We start from the raw sequence: 19150 nt of genomic DNA on the forward strand, positions 1-19150 counted from the left end.
TATAATGAAATTCACTTTATTACTTTTATGTGTAGCTCTTTCCTTTGGGCACACATATTCGCAACCCAAGTATAAAAACCCCAAACTAAGTGCTGAAGAACGGACTCAGGATCTGGTTAGCCGAATGACTTTGGAAGAAAAAGTAGGTCAACTTCTCTGTCCTTTAGGATGGGAAATGTATGAAAAACAAGGCAGCAAAGTTACTCAATCAAAAAAATTTGAAGATATTGTCAAAGAAAGACAGATTGGTATGCTATGGGCAACTTTCAGAGCAGACCCCTGGACTCAAAAAACATTGGAAAATGGATTAAATCCAACACAGGCAGCCGAAGCAGGAAATGCGCTTCAACGATATATTATAAATAATACCCGCTTAGGAATTCCTATTTTCTTGGCTGAAGAATGTCCTCATGGACACATGGCTATCGGAACAACTGTTTTTCCGACAGCAATAGGTCAAGCAGCAACTTGGAATCCTGAACTTTTAACCAAAATGAGTTCTACGATTGCACAGGAAGCTCGTTTACAAGGTTCTCATATCGGATATGGTCCTGTATTGGATTTAGCCAGAGAACCTCGCTGGTCTCGTACCGAAGAAACTTATGGTGAAGACCCCGTCTTAATAGCTCATATGGGCGAAGCATTTGTAAAAGGTTTCGGAAGCGGTGATTTAACGAAAGAAAACAGCCTTATATCAACACTTAAACACTTTGTTGCTTACGGTGTACCAGAAGGCGGACATAATGGAAATCCCAATAGTGTTGGAATGAGGGATCTCAAGGAAAATTACTTACCTCCTTTCCAAGCAGCAGTAAAAGCAGGTGCATTGTCTGTAATGACAGCCTATAATTCTGTAGATGGGATTCCTTGTACCTCTTACGAATATTTATTAAAAGATGTACTTCGTAAAGACTGGGGATTTAAAGGATTCACCGTTTCCGATCTAGGTAGTATCGAAGGTCTCAAAGGTAGTCACCATGTTGTAGAAACTATCCAAGATGCAGCTATATTATCTGCAAATGCCGGATTGGATGTTGATTTGGGAGGAAACGCTTTCTTCCTATTGATTGATGCAGTAAAAAATAATAAGATAAAAGAATCTGTTATTAATGATGCTGTAAGCCATGTTCTTAGATTAAAATTCGAAATGGGTCTTTTTGAAAATCCTTATGTGGATGTGAAAAAAGCTGCCGGAAATGTAAGAAATCAAGAGCATATCAACTTAGCTCGTAAAGTAGCACAGGAATCGGTTACCCTTCTAAAGAATGAGAGCAATATTTTACCACTAAACAAGAACCTCAAAAAAGTAGCTGTTATTGGACCTAATGCCGATAATATCTACAATCAATTGGGGGATTATACAGCTCCTCAGGAGAGAAATAATATAAAGACTGTATTAGACGGAATAAAATCGAAACTGAACGCTACTCAAATAGAGTATGTAAAAGGAACTGCAATCAGAGATACTACTAATTTAGAGATTGAACTAGCTGTTGCTGCTGCAAAACGAGCTGATGTTGCCATAGTTGTTGTTGGTGGATCGAGTGCCCGCGACTTTAAAACAAAGTATATTGATACAGGAGCTGCGGTTGCCTCAAAAGACAACATCAGTGATATGGAGAGTGGAGAAGGTTACGACAGAGCTTCACTGGATTTGATGGGAAAACAACTCGATTTATTAAAAGCCGTAAAAGCCACCGGAACACCAATCATTGTAGTCTACATTGAAGGTCGCCCCTTAAATATGAATTGGGCTAATGAAAATGCCAATGCACTTCTTACAGCGTGGTATCCGGGACAAGAGGGAGGAAATGCCATCGCTGATATTCTCTTTGGAGACTATAATCCGGCTGGTCGCCTGCCTATTTCTGTGCCACGTTCAGTAGGTCAACTTCCGGTATATTATAACAAAAAGAATCCCAAAGGACACGATTATGTAGAAATGTCGGAAGCTCCGCTTTATCCTTTTGGATTTGGTTTAAGTTATACTTCTTTTGAATATAGTAATCTGGATATACGCAAAGTAAATAATACGAGTTATGTTGCTGAATTTACAGTAACAAATTCAGGTAATTTTGACGGTGATGAAGTCGCTCAATTATATATAAGAGATGAAGTCGCATCCACTGTTCGCCCCGTAAAACAATTGAAACATTTTGCACGTATTAATTTGAAAAAAGGCGAAAGTAAAAAAGTGTCTTTCGAACTTTCTGAAAATGATTTCACAATCATCGATCAGCAAATGAACCGAATTGTTGAACCCGGAAAATTCACAATAATGATAGGTTCTTCATCCGAGGATATAAAATTAAAAGACATAATAAATATCGAAAATATTTAAACGATTTAATAAATCATTATTGATAAGCTCCGTAAGTAAATTATTTACGGAGCTTTTTTATTAACTTTATACTTATATCCATCTATAAAATACCCATGAAAAATCTAACATTTGTTTTAGCACCCGACTCATTCAAAGGTTCAATGACAGCACAAGAAGTATGCGATGCTATGGAAAGAGGCATCAGAAAAGTCCTTCCCGAAGCTACTTGCATCAAAATTCCAATGGCAGATGGGGGAGAAGGCACTGTTCAATCCTTAGTAGATGCAACAAAAGGGAAGGTTTACGAACTGGAAGTAATGGGACCATTAACATCTCTGGTTTTAGCTCAATACGGAATATTAGGAGACGAAAAAACAGCTGTTATCGAAATGGCTTCGGCAAGTGGCATACAATACATAAATGAAAAGACCCGAAACCCATTAATAACTACAACTTATGGAACAGGTCAATTAATAAAAGAATGCTTAAACAAAGGTGTTTCTAAAATTATTCTGGGTATTGGAGGTAGTGCAACTAATGATGGAGGAGCAGGTCTTGCTCAAGCATTAGGGGTGCGTTTTTCAGATAAACACAATGATGAGTTACCGTTCGGTGGAGCTGCTCTATCTCAATTAGAGAAAATTGATTTATCAAACTTAGATGCTCGTTTATGTAATGTTGAAATTGAAGTTGCCTGTGATGTAACTAACCCTTTATGTGGAGAAACAGGAGCTTCGAAAGTATTTGGTCCTCAAAAAGGAGCAACACCCGATATGGTATATATTTTAGATAAAGCACTTTGTCGTTATGCTGAGATAATAAAATGTCAGCTAGGTAAAGACATATCAAATATTCCAGGAGCAGGGGCGGCAGGAGGAATGGGTGCCGGTCTTCTAGCATTTACAAATGCGAGATTAGAACGGGGAGTAAATATCGTGATCAATTATACCAATCTGAGAGAAATTATCAAAAAAGCAGATTTTGTATTCACGGGAGAAGGAGGCATTGATTTCCAGACACAATACGGAAAAACACCTTATGGAGTTGCTCAAGTCGCTAAATCAGAAAACAAAAAAATAATTGCTATTGCCGGTTATATAGGCAAAGGTATTGATCAGTTATATGATTGTGGATTTGATGCAATTCTAGGAATTTTGCCACAAGCTACATCTTTGGAAGAAGCTCTATTAAAAGGTAAAGAAAATGTGGAGCGAACTATTGAAAATGTAGTCCGCATACTTCTTTTGAGATAAAAATCTATTGCGGCTTATTAGTAATAGCAAATATTCAATAATACATTCTAAAACCACAGCCATTTATTGTATTTAAACTTACCAAAGCAATAAATAGTTTTGCGAACTCAATACTATTATCCAATAAAAAATATATCCTCAAAATGTTTGAATATACAATATTATGTATAAATTTGCATCATAAATGTATATTTATTCAAAATGGGAAAGAAAAACCGACATACCACCATCAAAGAAATTATATTATCTGAAGATATAACCAACCAGGATATGCTTCTGAATGCTTTGATAAATAAGGGGTTTGATGTGACACAAGCAACACTTTCCCGTGACATTAAAGAACTGAAAATAATAAAAGCACCAACATCAAGGGGGAGCTATGCTTATCAATTGGCTGATGCAGTTGTAAATTCTCAAGACAATATAATGCCTTTGTCATCTTTTGGATTTTTGAGCATCGAATTTTCAGGACAATTGGCTGTTATCAAAACACGCCCCGGATATGCTATGGCAATTGCAGGGGAAATAGACTCGAAAGCTAACCAAACAATAATAGGAACTGTAGCAGGAGACGATACCATTTTATTAATACCCAAAGATAATATCAGTAGGGAAGAGGTATTGGCATCGCTTTCCTCGTTTATTCCAAATATGAAATGATCAACAATATTTTATCGACAGATAAAAAATGAAAGAAGAATTAGAACCAAAAATAACTATCGAAATAGCCAATGATAAACATATTCAATATGTTCAGACTATATTAGATACAATTGAAGCTGCAGCCAAAGTGCGTGGTACAGGTATAGCCAAAAGGTCGCCCGAATATGTCGAGCTTAAAATGAAAGAAGGCAAATCGATTATCGCACTTGCCGGAGACGAATTTGCCGGTTTTTGTTATATCGAAACCTGGGGTAATAAACAGTTTGTCGCCAACTCAGGATTAATTGTTGTCGACAAATTCAGAGGACATGGCTTAGCTAAACGCATAAAGCAAATGGCTTTTGCTTTATGTCGTCATAGATTTCCTGATGCTAAAGTTTTTGGCTTAACATCCGGTGCAGCTGTTATGAAAATTAATACCGATTTGGGTTATGTTCCTGTAACTTTCGCTCAATTGACGGATGATGAAGCTTTCTGGAGAGGTTGTCAAGGATGTGTGAATTATGACGTACTTACTCGTACCGACCGCAAATATTGTATTTGTACAGCCATGCTTTATGATCCTAAAACTCATGAGGACAAACCCGAAATTAAAGATTTACTGAAAAAATTAAAAGATACTGACAAATGAAAAAGAAAGTCGTTTTAGCTTTTAGTGGAGGATTAGATACTTCATTTTGTGCCAAATACTTATCGGAAGAAAAAGGATACGAAGTATATACAGCCATAGCTAATACCGGAGGCTTTTCGCCGGACGAACTAAAGATAGTTGAAGAAAAAGCCTATAGATTAGGTGCAGTAAAACATGTAACACTGGATGTAACGCAAGAATATTACGATAAAAGCATCAAGTACATGGTTTTTGGAAATGTTCTGAGAAACGGAACTTATCCTATTTCAGTAAGTTCAGAACGTATATTTCAAGCAATAGCTATTATTAATTATGCGAAAGAAATAGGTGCTGATGCTGTTGCACATGGTAGTACAGGTGCAGGTAACGATCAAGTACGTTTCGATTTGACTTTCGATGTATTAGCACCCGAAATAGAAATCATAACTCCAACACGTGATATGATTCTTACCCGTGAGTATGAGATTGATTATCTTAAAAAACACGGTTATGAAGCAGATTTCACTAAAATGGAATACTCTATAAATAAAGGTCTCTGGGGAACAAGTATTGGTGGAAAAGAGACTTTGAAGTCAAACCAAACTTTACCAGAAGAAGCTTATCCTTCTCAATTGACAAAGAAAGAATCGGAAATTCTTACAATAGATTTTGAACAAGGGGAAATTACAGGCGTAAACGGAACAAAATACACCAATAAAATTGAGGCAATCAATAAAATCGAAGAAATAGCTTCGGCTTTTGCCATCGGTCGCGATATGCATATTGGTGATACAATTATAGGAATAAAAGGACGTGTAGGCTTTGAAGCTGCTGCTCCTTTGGTAATTATCAATGCACATAAAATGCTCGAAAAGCATACTCTAACCAAATGGCAACAATATTGGAAAGAGCAATTAGGTAACTGGTATGGAATGTTTCTACATGAAGCACAATATCTTGAACCTGTAATGCGTGACATTGAGGCTTTTTTAACCAGCTCTCAGGAAAATGTAACAGGTACAGTAACTATAAAATTGATGCCTTATCATTATGTTTTAGTGGGTGTTGACAGTGAATTCGATTTAATGAAGGCTGACTTTGGAGAATATGGAGAAATAAATAAAGCTTGGACTTCTGATGATGCGAAAGGCTTTACTAAAATTTACTCTATCCCGACAAAAGTATTTCACAGTGTTCAAAAGAAAAACGGAAAGTAATTTACTTACTCACTTTTCTATATAAGATAGAATATAACTAAATAGGCTGTGATGTATAAGAAAGTATCTAAAAATGAGGCTGCTCATTATATTTGGGGCGATAGATGCGATAGTTGGGTGTTAGTAGATAAGGACACTCTATCTGTTAAACTAGAAAGTATGCCTCCAAATACTAGAGAAAATGCTCATTATCATGCAAAGGCTTCGCAGTTTTTCTATCTACTTAAAGGAGAAGCATTGTTTCATATAAATGACGGTGAATCTGTTACAGTATTGGCTCAGGAAGGATTACTAATACCTCCTCACACAATACATTTTATAGAGAATAAAAGTAATGAAGCTATTGACTTTTTAGTTATTTCTCAGCCTACAACAAATAATGATCGGTTTTTAGCTGATTAAAGAAGAATAAAGCACATAGAAAAAATGATAAAAGCAGGAATAATAGGAGGTGCAGGATATACAGCCGGAGAACTGATTCGTTTATTGATTAACCACCCTCAAGTAGAATTGGTTTTTGTAAATAGCACCAGCAATGCAGGCAATAAACTGACCGATGTTCATGGAGGATTATTAGGTGAAACAGAAATGACTTTTACCGATCAACTTCCTTATAACGAAATTGATGTGTTATTTTTCTGTACTGCACATGGTGATACGAAAAAATTCTTAGACTCAAATAATGTTCCAGAGAATCTCAAAATAATAGACCTTTCAACCGATTATCGTAAAGAATCACCTGAGCACGAATTTGTATACGGTCTACCTGAATTAAATAGGGAAAGAATAAAAAAAGCAAAACGAATTGCCAATCCAGGGTGCTTTGCCACTGCCATACAGTTAGCTTTACTACCTTTAGCAAAAGCTCAATTATTGAATACCGAAGTTCATGTGAATGCAATTACGGGATCGACAGGGGCAGGTGTAAAGCCTTCGGCAACCTCACATTTCAGTTGGAGAGAGAATAATATTTCGGTGTATAAAGCATTCGAACATCAGCACTTAGGCGAAATTCGTCAATCATTGAATCAACTTCAAAACAGTTTCTCTGAAGATATTAACTTCATACCTGTTAGGGGTAATTTTACCCGTGGAATATTTGCGAGTATCTATCTCAATTTTGCAGGGACTGAAGAAGATGCAGTTAAATTATACAAAGACTTTTATAAGGATAGTCCTTTTGTAATTATTACAGACAAGAATCCTGATTTAAAACAAGTTATCAATACCAATAAGTGTGTGCTATATGTAGAAAAGCATGGTAATAAACTGCTTATTCTTTCTTGTATCGACAATTTGGTGAAAGGAGCTTCGGGACAAGCTGTTCATAATCTAAATCTTATTTTTGGTTTGGATGAAACAGAGGGATTAAAACTGAAAGCAACAGGATTTTAAGGTTTCAAATCAATATATTTTCCACTAAATTAAACAACAAAAAATATTTAGTGATATATTTGAGATTAATAAGACCTTAAATTTATTAATTTAAAAGTTACGCCTATGTCTTTCCAGATAGACGATCAGACCAAAAAAGACCTTGATATTTTTGGTACATATAAAAGTGGAAAATCTGTATTCGACTTATTCGATCTTACCACATGTAAAGGTGGACAAGACAAATTATATAAGTTCTTGTCAGAACCAATGACAGATCTTGAAAAGATAAAAGAACGAAAAGATGCAGTCTTATTTTTCAGGAATCATGTAACATCAAGACTGAATATCGATAAAGATTCTTTGGATTATGCTGTTTACTATCTGAAAGATCGAAATTCATCCGTTAGGCGTGCCTCCAAAGTGTGGTCGGCAGAGAGAAGTATCATGAATAAATTGAACCCATCTCAAAGCTATCATGTTGTAGAAAACGGGGTTAACTCGTTGGTTAATATTCTTAAGACGCTCTATGCTTTTTCATCGAACTTATCAAAGGAAGTGGAGGATAGTAACTTTCCCTTGCTACTAAAAAAAGATAATGACAAAGTACTTGAAATATTCACTATAGAAGAGTTTCAAAATGCTCTTAAAGTAAAAAGTCTCAAGCCTTACGATGTGGATGTATATGATTCTATTTTCAGATATTACCAAAGTCGTAATATTCAGTTTTTGATTAATCTCATCTACGAATATGACGCCTTACAAGCTATAGCCAATGCTGCCGATAAATATAACCTTGCTTATCCTGAGGTTTTACCCAGATCGGCAAACTGCCTTGATGCAGAAGGGCTTTTTCATCCTTTTGTCGAAAATGCTGTAGCGAATAATGTGAGTTTCGGAGGAGATTCAAACCTTCTGTTTATTACCGGACCTAATATGGCAGGGAAATCTACTTTTCTTAAAGCTTTGGGAGTTTCTGCTTATTTGGCTCATGCCGGATTTCCGGTACCTGCCAAAAGAATGAAAATAAGTCTAATATCGGGATTATGTACTACGATCAATATATCTGATGATATACAATCGGGATACAGCCATTTTTATGCCGAAGTTTTAAGGGTAAAATATGTAGCAGCACAATTAAAGGAAAATAATAATCTGCTCGTAATCTTTGATGAATTGTTCAGAGGAACAAATGTAAAAGATGCTTACGACGGAACTTTAGCTATAGTATCAGCTTTTGCACGTATTAAGAGTTCATTCTTTGTTATATCGACACATATAATTGAGGCTGCCGAAAGCTTAAGTGCAAATGAGAATATAAGTTTCCGAAGTTTCGAAATACGCGAAGTTGACGGACATCCGACATATACTTATAAGCTGAAAGAGGGTATATCGACCGATAGATTAGGCATGTATATAATACGCAAAGAGAGGGTAGTGGAGATGATAAATGAAGTACTGACTACCAACCCCGAAGATATAAATATAGAAAATAATAAATAGGTCGTTTTTAGACCTTAAATATAAAATATAAGATGAAACTATTCGATGTATTTCCATTATTCGATCTCAATATAGTAAAAGGGAATGGATGTTATGTATATGATGAAAAGGGTAATGAATATTTAGACCTTTATGGCGGACATGCTGTAATTTCGGTAGGACATACTCATCCATATTATGTGGAAAAAGTTACAGACCAACTGAATAAGTTAGGTTTTTATTCAAACTCGGTTATCAATGAATTGCAACAAGAAGTTGCTCAAAAATTAGGAGAACAATGCGGCTATCCCGATTATTTTCTTTTCCTAATTAATTCAGGTGCCGAAGCAAATGAAAATGCAATAAAACTGGCATCTTTTCATAATGGAAGAAAGAAAGTTTTAGCATTCAAGAAAGCATTTCACGGACGTACATCTGTAACTGTTGCTACAACTGATATTCCGGCATACTCTGCTCCAGTGAATGAAAGTTCAAATGTTGTATTCGCTCCATTCAATGATATCGAATTTATCAAAAAGGAACTGGCTACAAAGGAATATTGCTCTGTTATCATAGAAGGTATTCAAGGAGTTGCAGGTATCCATATTCCTGATGACAGTTTTCTGAAAGAGCTTCGTGAGGTTTGTACCGAAACAGGAACCATCCTTATTCTGGACGAAATCCAATCGGGTTACGGACGTAGTGGAAAATTCTTTGCACATCAGTACGCAGGTATTGAAGCCGATATTATCACAGTAGCAAAAGGTATCGGTAATGGTTTCCCGATGGCAGGTGTTTTAATAAATCCTATGTTCAAAGCTGTTTATGGTCAATTGGGTACTACATTTGGCGGTAATCATTTGGCTTGTGCTGCTGCGATTGCAGTATTGGACATAATGAAAAAAGAAAATCTAGTTGAGAATGCGTTGAATATAGGAGAATATTTAATTACTGAACTAAAGAAACTATCGGGAATAAAAGAAGTACGTGGACGTGGTCTTATTATAGGTATCGAAATGAACGAGCCTATTAAAGAAAAAAGATCAAAACTCCTGTTCGAAGATAAGATCTTTACTGGATCAACCGGAACTCATGTATTTCGACTCTTACCCCCCTTGTGCTTAACTAAAGAGCAAGCCGATGTATTTCTGACTAAATTTAAGCAGATATTATAATTCTATATAAAAAGCACCTATTTTAGCGGTGCTTTTTTATTGCCTGAAAAATAAAATTAAACAACCAGATACTATACCATGACATCTTCGAGTAAAATAGTTCTTCGTATAGATGAAAAGCCCAAATTTCATCAGTGGATATTACTAAGTATTCAACACTTGTTTGCCATGTTCGGAGCAACAGTACTAGTTCCTGCTCTAACAGGAATGAGTCCTGCCGTAGCTCTCGTTTCAAGCGGCTTAGGAACATTGGCTTTTATAGCGATAACCCGCGGAAAAGTTCCTTCTTATCTGGGATCGTCTTTTGCTTTCATAAACCCACTTATTGCTGTAAAAGCTTTTGATGGATTTGCAGGTATAATGGTAGGCAGTTTTATGGTTGGGATCATTTATGCCATTGTTGCCTTGATTATTGCCAAAACGGGAATCAAATGGTTAATGAAATTATTACCTCCCATTGTTGTCGGACCTGTTATTATGGTGATCGGACTAGGCTTATCAACTGTAGCAGTGGGCATGGTTACCAATCATGGTGGAGGATATGATATAGATTATGTTCTGGTAGGACTTGTAACTTTAGTTATCACTATTATATTTGCTATTTACACCAAAGGATTTTTGAGCGTAGTTCCTGTTCTTATGGGTATTATCGGAGGATATATCTTTGCTGTCTTCATGGGAATAGTTGATTTTCAAAGGGTAATAGAAGCAAACTGGTTTGAAGTGCCTCCTTTCGAAATTCCGTTTGTAAATTTCACTCCTCACTTCACTTGGAAAGTATTCTTGTTAATGGTTCCCGTGGTTATCGTACCCATTGCTGAACACATAGGACATCAATTAGTATTGAGTAAGGTAGTCGGAAAAGATTTATTGGAAGATCCGGGATTGCATAAATCTCTATTTGGTGACTCTGTAGCATCTATAATTGCTTCCTGTATCGGAGGACCTCCCGTTACTACTTATGGTGAAAATATTGGTGTACTGGCTATTACCAAAGCATTCAGTATATATTTATTTATTGGTGCCGCATGTTTCGCTATCCTTTTCGGATTTTGCGGGAAAGTATCGGCTCTTTTATCTACTATTCCAACACCTGTTATGGGAGGGGTGTCTATACTTTTATTTGGAATTATTGCTTCCAGTGGACTGAGAATGCTTGTTGAAAATAAAATAGATTTTTCTCAAAAAAGAAACCTTATTATAGCATCTGTCATTCTGGTTATTGGGATAGGGGGAGCAGCATTGCATATTGGCAGTCATTTTTCACTCGAAGGCATGGCATTAGCCTCTATTATTGGAGTAGTGTTGAATCAGATATTACCGGGAAAACAAGTTGTTGATTTTAAAGATATGTTTGGAGAGTAAACATTGAAGTAATAGAAATCAACAGACTATATTCGAATTAAACTATAAATGAAAAAAATAATTTCACCAATCATCTGTGTAGCCTCTTTGTTATTTATGTTCTCGCCTTGTAAGGCTAAAGAAAAATCAGACATAGAAGATACAACTATTACTTTGATTAATAGCCTACCTAAAGAGTTAGTTTATGAAGGGAAAGTAAAAGAGGCTATTAATTGGGCGGATAAAGAAGGAAAACACATCGCTTTTATTACAGAGACAGGAATCTATGTAAGTGAAAAATTCGGACATGATAATGATGGAGCCGATGCTGAAATTTTTGCATACCATTATTTGTTTAATGAGAAAACAGATAGGCATGAGTTAAAATGGAAGATCTATGACTATATTTCAGATTGTCCTGTAGATATTGCTGCAAATTTCATAGAGAATACCTTTAAAGTAACAGATTTAGATAATAATGGAATACATGAAGTTTGGGTTATGTACCAGAAAGTTTGTCATGGAGATGTAAGCCCTTTTGAAATGAAAGTAATAATGTATGAAGGCAATACAAAATATGCCATGAGAGGAGAAAATAAAATACAACTTTCAGATAACGAATCCTTTGGAGGTGAATATAAGTTCGACAATAATTTCACTAAAGGAAAAAATGTATTTCGAGAATACGCCAGAAAAATCTGGTCTGATAATATTATGGTAAAATGGGAGTAATTGCCCTGATTATATAAAACATAAATACTTCGCATACAATAAAATAAGAGACACTAGTGTCTCTTATTTTATTGTATTATAAAAATCTTCTCTTACAGGACTAAAAGTATCAATAATAACACCTGCCTCTAAGCAAACTAATCCATGCATAATATTGGGTTCTGCAAAAAAGCCATCACCCGCTTTCAATGTTTTAGTCTCTCCATTTATGGTAACCTCATACACTCCCGATTCAATATAAGCTGTTTGTACATGAGGATGCGAATGTTGATAACCAATAGCTCCTTTTTCAAAGATTACTTTTACAGTCATAATCGCATTATTATACCCCACAAACTGGCGGGTTATACCTTTATCAGCAAGATATACTTGTTCTTCATCTTTTAGAAAGAAAGGTTTACTTTTAATCTTTTCCATTATTTCGTTTTTTATTTAGAAGCAAGATAGAGATTTATCTCAAATATTCAAAAGAAACCGATTATAAGTATAAATCGTTAAACTATTTTTTATACATTGGCGTTATAAGAAATAGAAAACCATTTAAACATTAAATAATATGGAAAACTTATTAAAAAGATTGCAGGAAGAAGCAGGCTTATCGGAAGAACAAGCCGTAAAGGCTGTAACTATAGTTAAAGATTTTATGGATAAAGAAGGTCTTGAGATAGATTGGGATAAATTCTTTAAAGGAAAATATGGGGATTTGAAAGAACAAGCTAAATCTTTGTTCGATGTACTTTCACACAAAGCACGTGAATATTCGGACAAGATAGAAGATAAAGTAGAAGATCTCACCATACAAGCAAAACGTACAGCTCGCGACCTTTCTCAAAAAGCAAGCGACTATCTGGACGACGAAAAGAAGAAATAAAGTCATTTATGACACTAAGGTTGGTAATTTAATTATCAACCTTTTTTATTTTATGTCTTAAATAAAGAATTTTGTCTTTATTAGTTGTATACTTTTGATTAACTTTGTCGAAGATTAATAAAGTGATAATATAGCTTAATCAATATGGTATCTTTCTTCCTTAATTCTGCTAAAAACATCATTGCAGTAGAAACCTCTTCTCCAATCGAATCTTCTGATATCCAAAAGTTAAAATGGCTCTTCGACGAAGCTCAATTAGTTGAATCTACTGAGATTCAAGGACACTTCGTTGGACCTCGTAAAGAGATGGTTACTCCTTGGAGCACCAATGCCGTTGAAATAACTCAAAATATGGGTGTTACAGGTATTATTCGTATTGAAGAATATTTTTCTGCAGAGCAAGATTCTAAATATGACCCAATGCTTCAACAAAGATATAATGGGTTAGGACAAATGTTATTCACAATCGATAAGAAACCCGATCCTATTCTTGAGATCGACGATATTGCAGCTTATAATGCCAAAGAAGGCTTGGCTTTAAGCTCCGACGAAATAGATTACCTAAATGGCTTAAGTGCTAAACTGAACCGAAAATTAACAGATAGCGAAGTATTCGGTTTCTCTCAGGTTAATTCAGAACACTGTCGTCATAAAATCTTCAACGGTACATTTATTATTGATGGTGAAGAAAAAGAAAGTACGCTTTTTCAATTGATAAAAAAGACTTCGAAAGTCAATCTAAATAAACTGATCTCAGCCTATAAAGATAATGTTGCATTTAACGATGGACCCGAAATTGAACAGTTTGCTCCTGCAAGTGGAGATAAGCCTGACTATTTTGAGACTAAACAAATTAAATCTGTTATTTCGTTAAAAGCCGAAACTCATAACTTCCCAACTACAGTAGAACCATTTAATGGTGCTGCAACAGGTTCGGGAGGAGAAATACGTGACCGCCTTGCCGGAGGTAAAGGATCTTTACCCATAGCAGGAACAGCCGTTTATATGACAGCATACCCACGTACCAAAGAGGGTAGAGTATGGGAAGAAACTATGCCCGAAAGAGATTGGTTATACCAAACTCCCGAAGAAATTCTAATAAAGGCTTCTAATGGAGCTTCAGACTTTGGTAATAAGTTCGGACAACCTCTGATTTGTGGTTCTGTACTGACTCTTGAACATCAGGAAAACCAAAAGAAGTTTGCATACGATAAAGTAATTATGTTAGCCGGAGGTGTTGGTTTCGGAAACAAACGCGATGCTATAAAAAACGAACCCGAAGTCGGTGAGAGTGTTGTTATATTAGGTGGTGATAACTATCGTATCGGAATGGGTGGAGGTGCAGTATCATCTGTTGATACAGGTCAATACTCCAGTGGTATTGAATTGAATGCAGTACAACGTGCCAACCCTGAGATGCAAAAACGTGTATCGAATGTGATCCGTACTTTATCGGAGTCAGATAATAACCCTATTGTATCTATTCACGACCATGGTGCAGGAGGACACTTAAATTGTCTTTCGGAACTTGTTGAACATACAGGAGGTATAATAGATGTATCTAAACTTCCGGTAGGAGACCCGACTTTATCTTCGAAAGAGATTGTAGGAAACGAGAGTCAGGAAAGAATGGGTATGATAGTTCCTGCTGAAACAACAGAAGCTATAAAAAGAATAGCCGAACGCGAACGTTCACCTATGTATGTAGTCGGAAAAACAACCGATGATAAAAAATTCGTTTTTGAACAAGCTGACGGAAAACGTCCTATTGATTTAAGTTTAGAGGATTTCTTCGGAAAAGCACCACGTACAATTATGTGTGATGAAACTATCGAAGAATATTTCTCTAATCCCGAATATAAATTATTAAGCCTTAAAGGTCATTTAACAAATGTTCTTCAACTCGAAGCTGTTGCATGTAAAGACTGGCTAACAAATAAAGTAGACCGTTCTGTAACAGGAAAAGTGGCTCGTCAACAATGTCAGGGAGAAATACAGCTACCACTAAGTGACCTTGGTGCCGTAGCACTCGATTACAGAGGTCGTTCGGGTATTGCAACATCTATTGGTCATGCACCTCAGGTAGCAATGGTAGATTCGGAAGCAGGTTCTGTAATGGCTATTGCTGAAGCTTTAACCAATATTGTATTCGCCCCTCTTGAAGATGGTATTCAAGGTATTTCATTAAGTGCGAACTGGATGTGGCCTTGTAAAAATCCGGGAGAAGATGCCCGTTTATACCGTGCAGTAGAGGCTTGCTCAAACTTCGCCTGTGAATTGGGAATCAATATTCCAACAGGTAAAGATTCACTGTCGATGACTCAAAAATATGGAGATGATAAAGTATATGCACCCGGTACAGTAATTATATCTGCTGCTGCCGAAGTGAAAAATATACGTAAAATTGTATCTCCTGTATTAGCATACATCAAAGGAACTTATTTGTATTACATAGATTTCTCTTTTGATACTTTCAAATTGGGAGGTTCTGCCCTTGCTCAAACGATGAGTAAATTGGGTGAAGAAGTGCCAACTGTAAAAGATTCAGAATACTTCAAAGATGCATTTACTTGTATTCAAGAGCTAATAGAAAGAGGTTTGGTATTGGCTGGACATGATATTTCTGCCGGAGGTATGATTACAGCTATGTTGGAAATGTGTTTCGCAAATCCTCAAGGAGGCTTAGAAGCCAGACTGGATAAATTGCATCATGCAGACCTTATCAAAGTACTATTCTCTGAGAATCCGGGAGTACTAATCCAAGTGAAACATCATCATCTGGTTGAAAAGATATTAGATGATTACGGCATCGGTTATGCAATAGTTGCAAGACCTACCGAAAACAGAAAGCTGACTATTCAGAAAGACGAATTCTATGAAGAATTCGATATTGATGAATTAAGAGATATCTGGTACGAATCGTCTTATCTATTGGATAGACTTCAAAGTGGAACAGATTTAGCCAAAGCTCGCTTCGAGAATTATAAAAACCAACCCGTAGAGTTTAAAATCAATAGTTCTTTCAATGGCAAATTCTCTCATTTAGGAATTACACCTGCCAGAGAAGGACGATCAGGTGTAAAAGCTGCTATCATCAGAGAAAAAGGAACTAATGGTGAGCGTGAGATGGCTTATACTTTATATTTGGCTGGCTTTGATGTAAAAGATGTACACATGACCGACCTTGCTTCTGGAAGGGAAACTTTAGAAGATATAAGCTTAATCGTTTTTTGTGGTGGATTCTCCAACTCTGACGTATTAGGTTCTGCTAAAGGATGGGCAGGAAGCTTCATGTACAATGAAAAAGCTAAAATTGCCTTGCGTAATTTCTATGCTCGCCCAGATACTTTGAGTTTGGGTGTTTGCAACGGTTGCCAATTGGTAATGGAGTTAGGATTGATTTATCCGGAACACGATCAAAAACCAAAAATGCATCACAATGCATCACATAAATTTGAGTCTACATTTATATCAGTTGATATACCTAAGAATAATTCGGTGATGTTTGGCACACTATCAGGAAGCAAACTGGGTGTTTGGGTGGCTCACGGAGAAGGACGTTTTTCAATGCCTAAAGCCGAATCGGAATATAACATTGTTGCTAAATATGCTTACGATGAATATCCGGGTAATCCTAACGGGTCTGACTTTTCAACAGCTGCAGTTTGTTCTAAAGATGGTCGCCACTTAGCAATAATGCCTCACCCTGAAAGATCAATATTCCCATGGCAATGCGCATATTATCCATTCGAAAACCGCAAAGATGACGTTACTCCTTGGATGGAAGCATTTATCAATGCTAAAAGTTGGATAGAAAATCATAAGTCTTAAGAAAAATAAGAACTTTAAATAAAAGCAAAAGACCAATACTTTTTAAGGTATTGGTCTTTTTTGTATTCAATTTTGAAGTGAAAGTCTGCCGCTTCTTATCTCTGCAATTTAAATAATACAGGAAGAGTAAAATATACTGCCACCGCATGTCCATTTTGCATACCGGGAATCCACTTAGGCATTCCTTTTACGACTCTAACTGCTTCTTTATCACAAGATGGATCTAGTGCTCTCACAACCTGTATATTAGATATACCTCCGTCTTTTCCTACAACAAATTTAAGAACCACACGTCCTTCAATTCCATTTTCGGCAGCAATTGTCGGATATTTTATATTTGCACTCAGATATCTCATTAATTCCGCATTTCCACCGGGAAATTGAGGCATCACTTCTACATGTTCGTGAACTTTATTAGGTTCTTGTGGTGGTTGATTTATAATTTGACGTTGTTCTCTTTGTAGCTCTCCAGGGTCTATACCTGTTCTATTATTTGTTTCTACTGTTACATTAGTTATTAATGCTGTACTTTCATTTAGTTCTTGTTGAGATACCAATTCTCTCTCACTATTAACGAATTCGTCAGGGGTTACTACCGGTGGAGTAAATTGTTGAGAATTTATAATAGGAGTAGGAGGTGGCGTAATAAGAGGTTCTATTATTTGCTCTTCCTCTTTATTATCGAGATCATCTAATATAGTTGGCCCATCAAAAATTACGACATCCACATGCTCTTTGGGAGGATTCACTGCTTTTAATAAAGAAGGTAGTCCTGCAACCACTCCTACAAAAATCAATACAACCAAAAATGCTAGAATATGTCTCTTTGAAGAACTTTGGCGTAAAGCATACGCCCCATAGGATTTGTTTTTACCGGTGAATACTATATCACACCAGTCTGTAGAATTTAGTTGAATGTTACGTGCCATAATCATATAATTTAAATGGTTATTACTACATATTCATTCCCTCTTTGCTTAATAGATAGAATTGTTTTATTAATTCCATAATTAGCAGACAAAAAATTACACTTCTTTTATTTTAGTAGCAGAAAGTATTTAATGATATATTCTTTATTTGTAAGGGCAGACATATGTGTCTACCCTCTGTGGGTGAACAATATAGGTTCACCCCTACACCCAACGATAATAAGATCTGAGACCTCAATAAAATTCTGATAAAATAAAAGAGCCTGTTTCTTAAGAAACAGGCTCTTTAGCTTAATATATAAAGCTTATAATATTATTTTACTTCCCAAACTTCACCACTCATCAGAAAATCGTTTAGCGTATGCACCTCTGTTTTAACCTGAACATCATCGATCATTTTCTTTACTTCCTGATCATAACACAAGCCTGCTACATTACGAATGACACCAATAGCTACTGGAAATCCATTTTGAGGAGCCATTAATCCTAATTTCAAATGCAATATATTATCTTGTGTGGTGGCATCATGCACCAATACATCTTCAATCGTATAGCCATCCTGCCCGATAGTTACCACCTTAAGATTAAAACCATCCAACACCAATCCCTTATCCATGTTAGTACCGAAGATCATTTTCTCTCCGTGCTTCAATAAAATCGTACGGTCATCTCTATAAGCCTTGTCTACAATTTCTTTGTGTATATTATCATTAAAAATTACACAGTTTTGAAGTACTTCTACGACAGAGGTTCCTTTGTGCTGTTCTGCCTGTACGAATGCATCTGTAGTATTTTTTAAATCAATATCAATACAGCGAGCAAAAAATGTACCCCTTGCACCTAAAGTCAATTCGATAGGATGAAATGGATCTTCAACCGTTCCATAAGGAGATGATTTAGAAACAAATCCTCTATCGGAAGTAGGAGAGTACTGACCTTTTGTCAATCCATAAATCTTATTATTCAGAAGTAATATATTTATATCAACATTTCTTCTTATAGTATGTATAAAGTGATTTCCTCCGATTGCCAAACTGTCACCATCACCAGTAGTTAGCCATACCGATAATTCGGGTTTAGCCACTTTCACGCCTGTAGCAACAGCAGCACCACGTCCGTGAATAGTATGAAAACCGTATGTATTCATGTAGTAAGGCAAACGGGAAGAACATCCAATACCCGAAATTGCTGCTACATTATGAGGATCTATTTGTAATAATACCATTGCCTTATGCAAGCAGGTAAGGATAGCATGATCTCCGCATCCGGGACACCAGCGAACATACTGATCGCTTTTATAACTTCGGGTGTCATGAACAATAGGATTAGTTATTGTATCCATATGT

Annotated in this window: 16 protein-coding genes; 13 read left to right on the forward strand and 3 right to left on the reverse strand. The window is 36.1% G+C overall.

All coding sequences use genetic code 11. From position 1 onward, the window contains the following. Positions 1 to 4 precede the first annotated feature (4 nt). The 11 genes from G7050_RS15655 to G7050_RS15705 all read left to right on the forward strand — a co-directional run bounded on the left by G7050_RS15655 (position 5) and on the right by G7050_RS15705 (position 12173). Positions 5 to 2341 carry a glycoside hydrolase family 3 N-terminal domain-containing protein gene (locus G7050_RS15655; protein ID WP_166117137.1) on the forward strand — a complete coding sequence of 779 codons (2337 nt, stop codon included), beginning with the start codon at positions 5 to 7 and terminating at the stop codon, positions 2339 to 2341. A 95-nt stretch (positions 2342 to 2436) separates the two neighbouring features. Beyond that, positions 2437 to 3576, forward strand: a complete 1140-nt coding sequence (locus G7050_RS15660; protein WP_166117139.1) for a glycerate kinase — start codon at positions 2437 to 2439, stop codon at positions 3574 to 3576. Between the two features lie 201 nt (positions 3577 to 3777). Next, on the forward strand, positions 3778 to 4236 hold the full coding sequence (argR, locus tag G7050_RS15665) for an arginine repressor (protein ID WP_166117141.1): 459 nt from the start codon (positions 3778 to 3780) through the stop codon (positions 4234 to 4236). 28 nt (positions 4237 to 4264) lie between these two features. After that, positions 4265 to 4870 (forward strand): GNAT family N-acetyltransferase, encoded by a 606-nt coding sequence (locus tag G7050_RS15670; protein ID WP_166117143.1) that lies wholly within the window; start codon positions 4265 to 4267, stop codon positions 4868 to 4870. Further along, the gene (argG, locus tag G7050_RS15675; RefSeq protein ID WP_166117145.1) at positions 4867 to 6066 is read left to right on the forward strand and encodes an argininosuccinate synthase; all 1200 of its coding nucleotides are present in this window, start codon (positions 4867 to 4869) and stop codon (positions 6064 to 6066) included. The genes G7050_RS15670 and argG overlap by 4 nt, the downstream gene beginning before the upstream one ends. A 51-nt stretch (positions 6067 to 6117) precedes the next feature. Continuing rightward, entirely contained in the window at positions 6118 to 6468 is a 351-nt protein-coding gene (locus tag G7050_RS15680; RefSeq protein ID WP_166117147.1) for a cupin domain-containing protein, read from the forward strand. Positions 6469 to 6492: 24 nt separating this feature from the next. Continuing rightward, positions 6493 to 7461: an N-acetyl-gamma-glutamyl-phosphate reductase gene (argC, locus tag G7050_RS15685; protein ID WP_166117149.1), complete on the forward strand. Its 969-nt coding sequence runs from the start codon at positions 6493 to 6495 to the stop codon at positions 7459 to 7461. A gap of 105 nt (positions 7462 to 7566) precedes the next feature. Continuing rightward, positions 7567 to 8943 (forward strand): hypothetical protein, encoded by a 1377-nt coding sequence (locus G7050_RS15690; protein WP_166117151.1) that lies wholly within the window; start codon positions 7567 to 7569, stop codon positions 8941 to 8943. Between the two features lie 32 nt (positions 8944 to 8975). Then, a complete protein-coding gene (locus G7050_RS15695) occupies positions 8976 to 10097 on the forward strand; it encodes an aspartate aminotransferase family protein (protein ID WP_166117154.1) in 1122 nt (373 codons plus the stop codon). A 78-nt stretch (positions 10098 to 10175) separates the two neighbouring features. Then, positions 10176 to 11462 (forward strand): solute carrier family 23 protein, encoded by a 1287-nt coding sequence (locus tag G7050_RS15700; protein ID WP_166117156.1) that lies wholly within the window; start codon positions 10176 to 10178, stop codon positions 11460 to 11462. A 48-nt stretch (positions 11463 to 11510) separates the two neighbouring features. Continuing rightward, positions 11511 to 12173: a M949_RS01915 family surface polysaccharide biosynthesis protein gene (locus tag G7050_RS15705; protein WP_166117158.1), complete on the forward strand. Its 663-nt coding sequence runs from the start codon at positions 11511 to 11513 to the stop codon at positions 12171 to 12173. 63 nt (positions 12174 to 12236) lie between these two features. Here the strand turns inward: G7050_RS15705 and G7050_RS15710 are convergent, their stop codons facing one another. Beyond that, positions 12237 to 12590 (reverse strand): cupin domain-containing protein, encoded by a 354-nt coding sequence (locus tag G7050_RS15710; protein WP_166117160.1) that lies wholly within the window; start codon positions 12588 to 12590, stop codon positions 12237 to 12239. 139 nt (positions 12591 to 12729) lie between these two features. Here G7050_RS15710 and G7050_RS15715 point away from each other — a divergent pair, with 139 nt between their 5' ends. Together G7050_RS15715 and purL are read left to right on the forward strand one after the other, a co-directional pair. After that, the gene (locus G7050_RS15715) at positions 12730 to 13044 is read left to right on the forward strand and encodes a hypothetical protein (protein ID WP_166109442.1); all 315 of its coding nucleotides are present in this window, start codon (positions 12730 to 12732) and stop codon (positions 13042 to 13044) included. Between the two features lie 144 nt (positions 13045 to 13188). Then, positions 13189 to 16875: a phosphoribosylformylglycinamidine synthase gene (purL, locus tag G7050_RS15720; protein ID WP_166117162.1), complete on the forward strand. Its 3687-nt coding sequence runs from the start codon at positions 13189 to 13191 to the stop codon at positions 16873 to 16875. A 95-nt stretch (positions 16876 to 16970) separates the two neighbouring features. Here purL and G7050_RS15725 read toward each other — a convergent pair whose 3' ends face one another. Both G7050_RS15725 and G7050_RS15730 read right to left on the reverse strand, forming a co-directional pair. Continuing rightward, entirely contained in the window at positions 16971 to 17804 is an 834-nt protein-coding gene (locus tag G7050_RS15725) for an energy transducer TonB (RefSeq protein ID WP_166117164.1), read from the reverse strand. A gap of 313 nt (positions 17805 to 18117) precedes the next feature. Then, positions 18118 to 19146, reverse strand: coding sequence for a 2-oxoacid:ferredoxin oxidoreductase subunit beta (locus tag G7050_RS15730; RefSeq protein WP_166117166.1), 1029 nt, complete (start codon positions 19144 to 19146; stop codon positions 18118 to 18120). Between the last annotated feature and the right edge of the window lie 4 nt (positions 19147 to 19150).

It is taken from the genome of Dysgonomonas sp. HDW5A, from assembly GCF_011299555.1.
Lineage (GTDB): Bacteria > Bacteroidota > Bacteroidia > Bacteroidales > Dysgonomonadaceae > Dysgonomonas_A.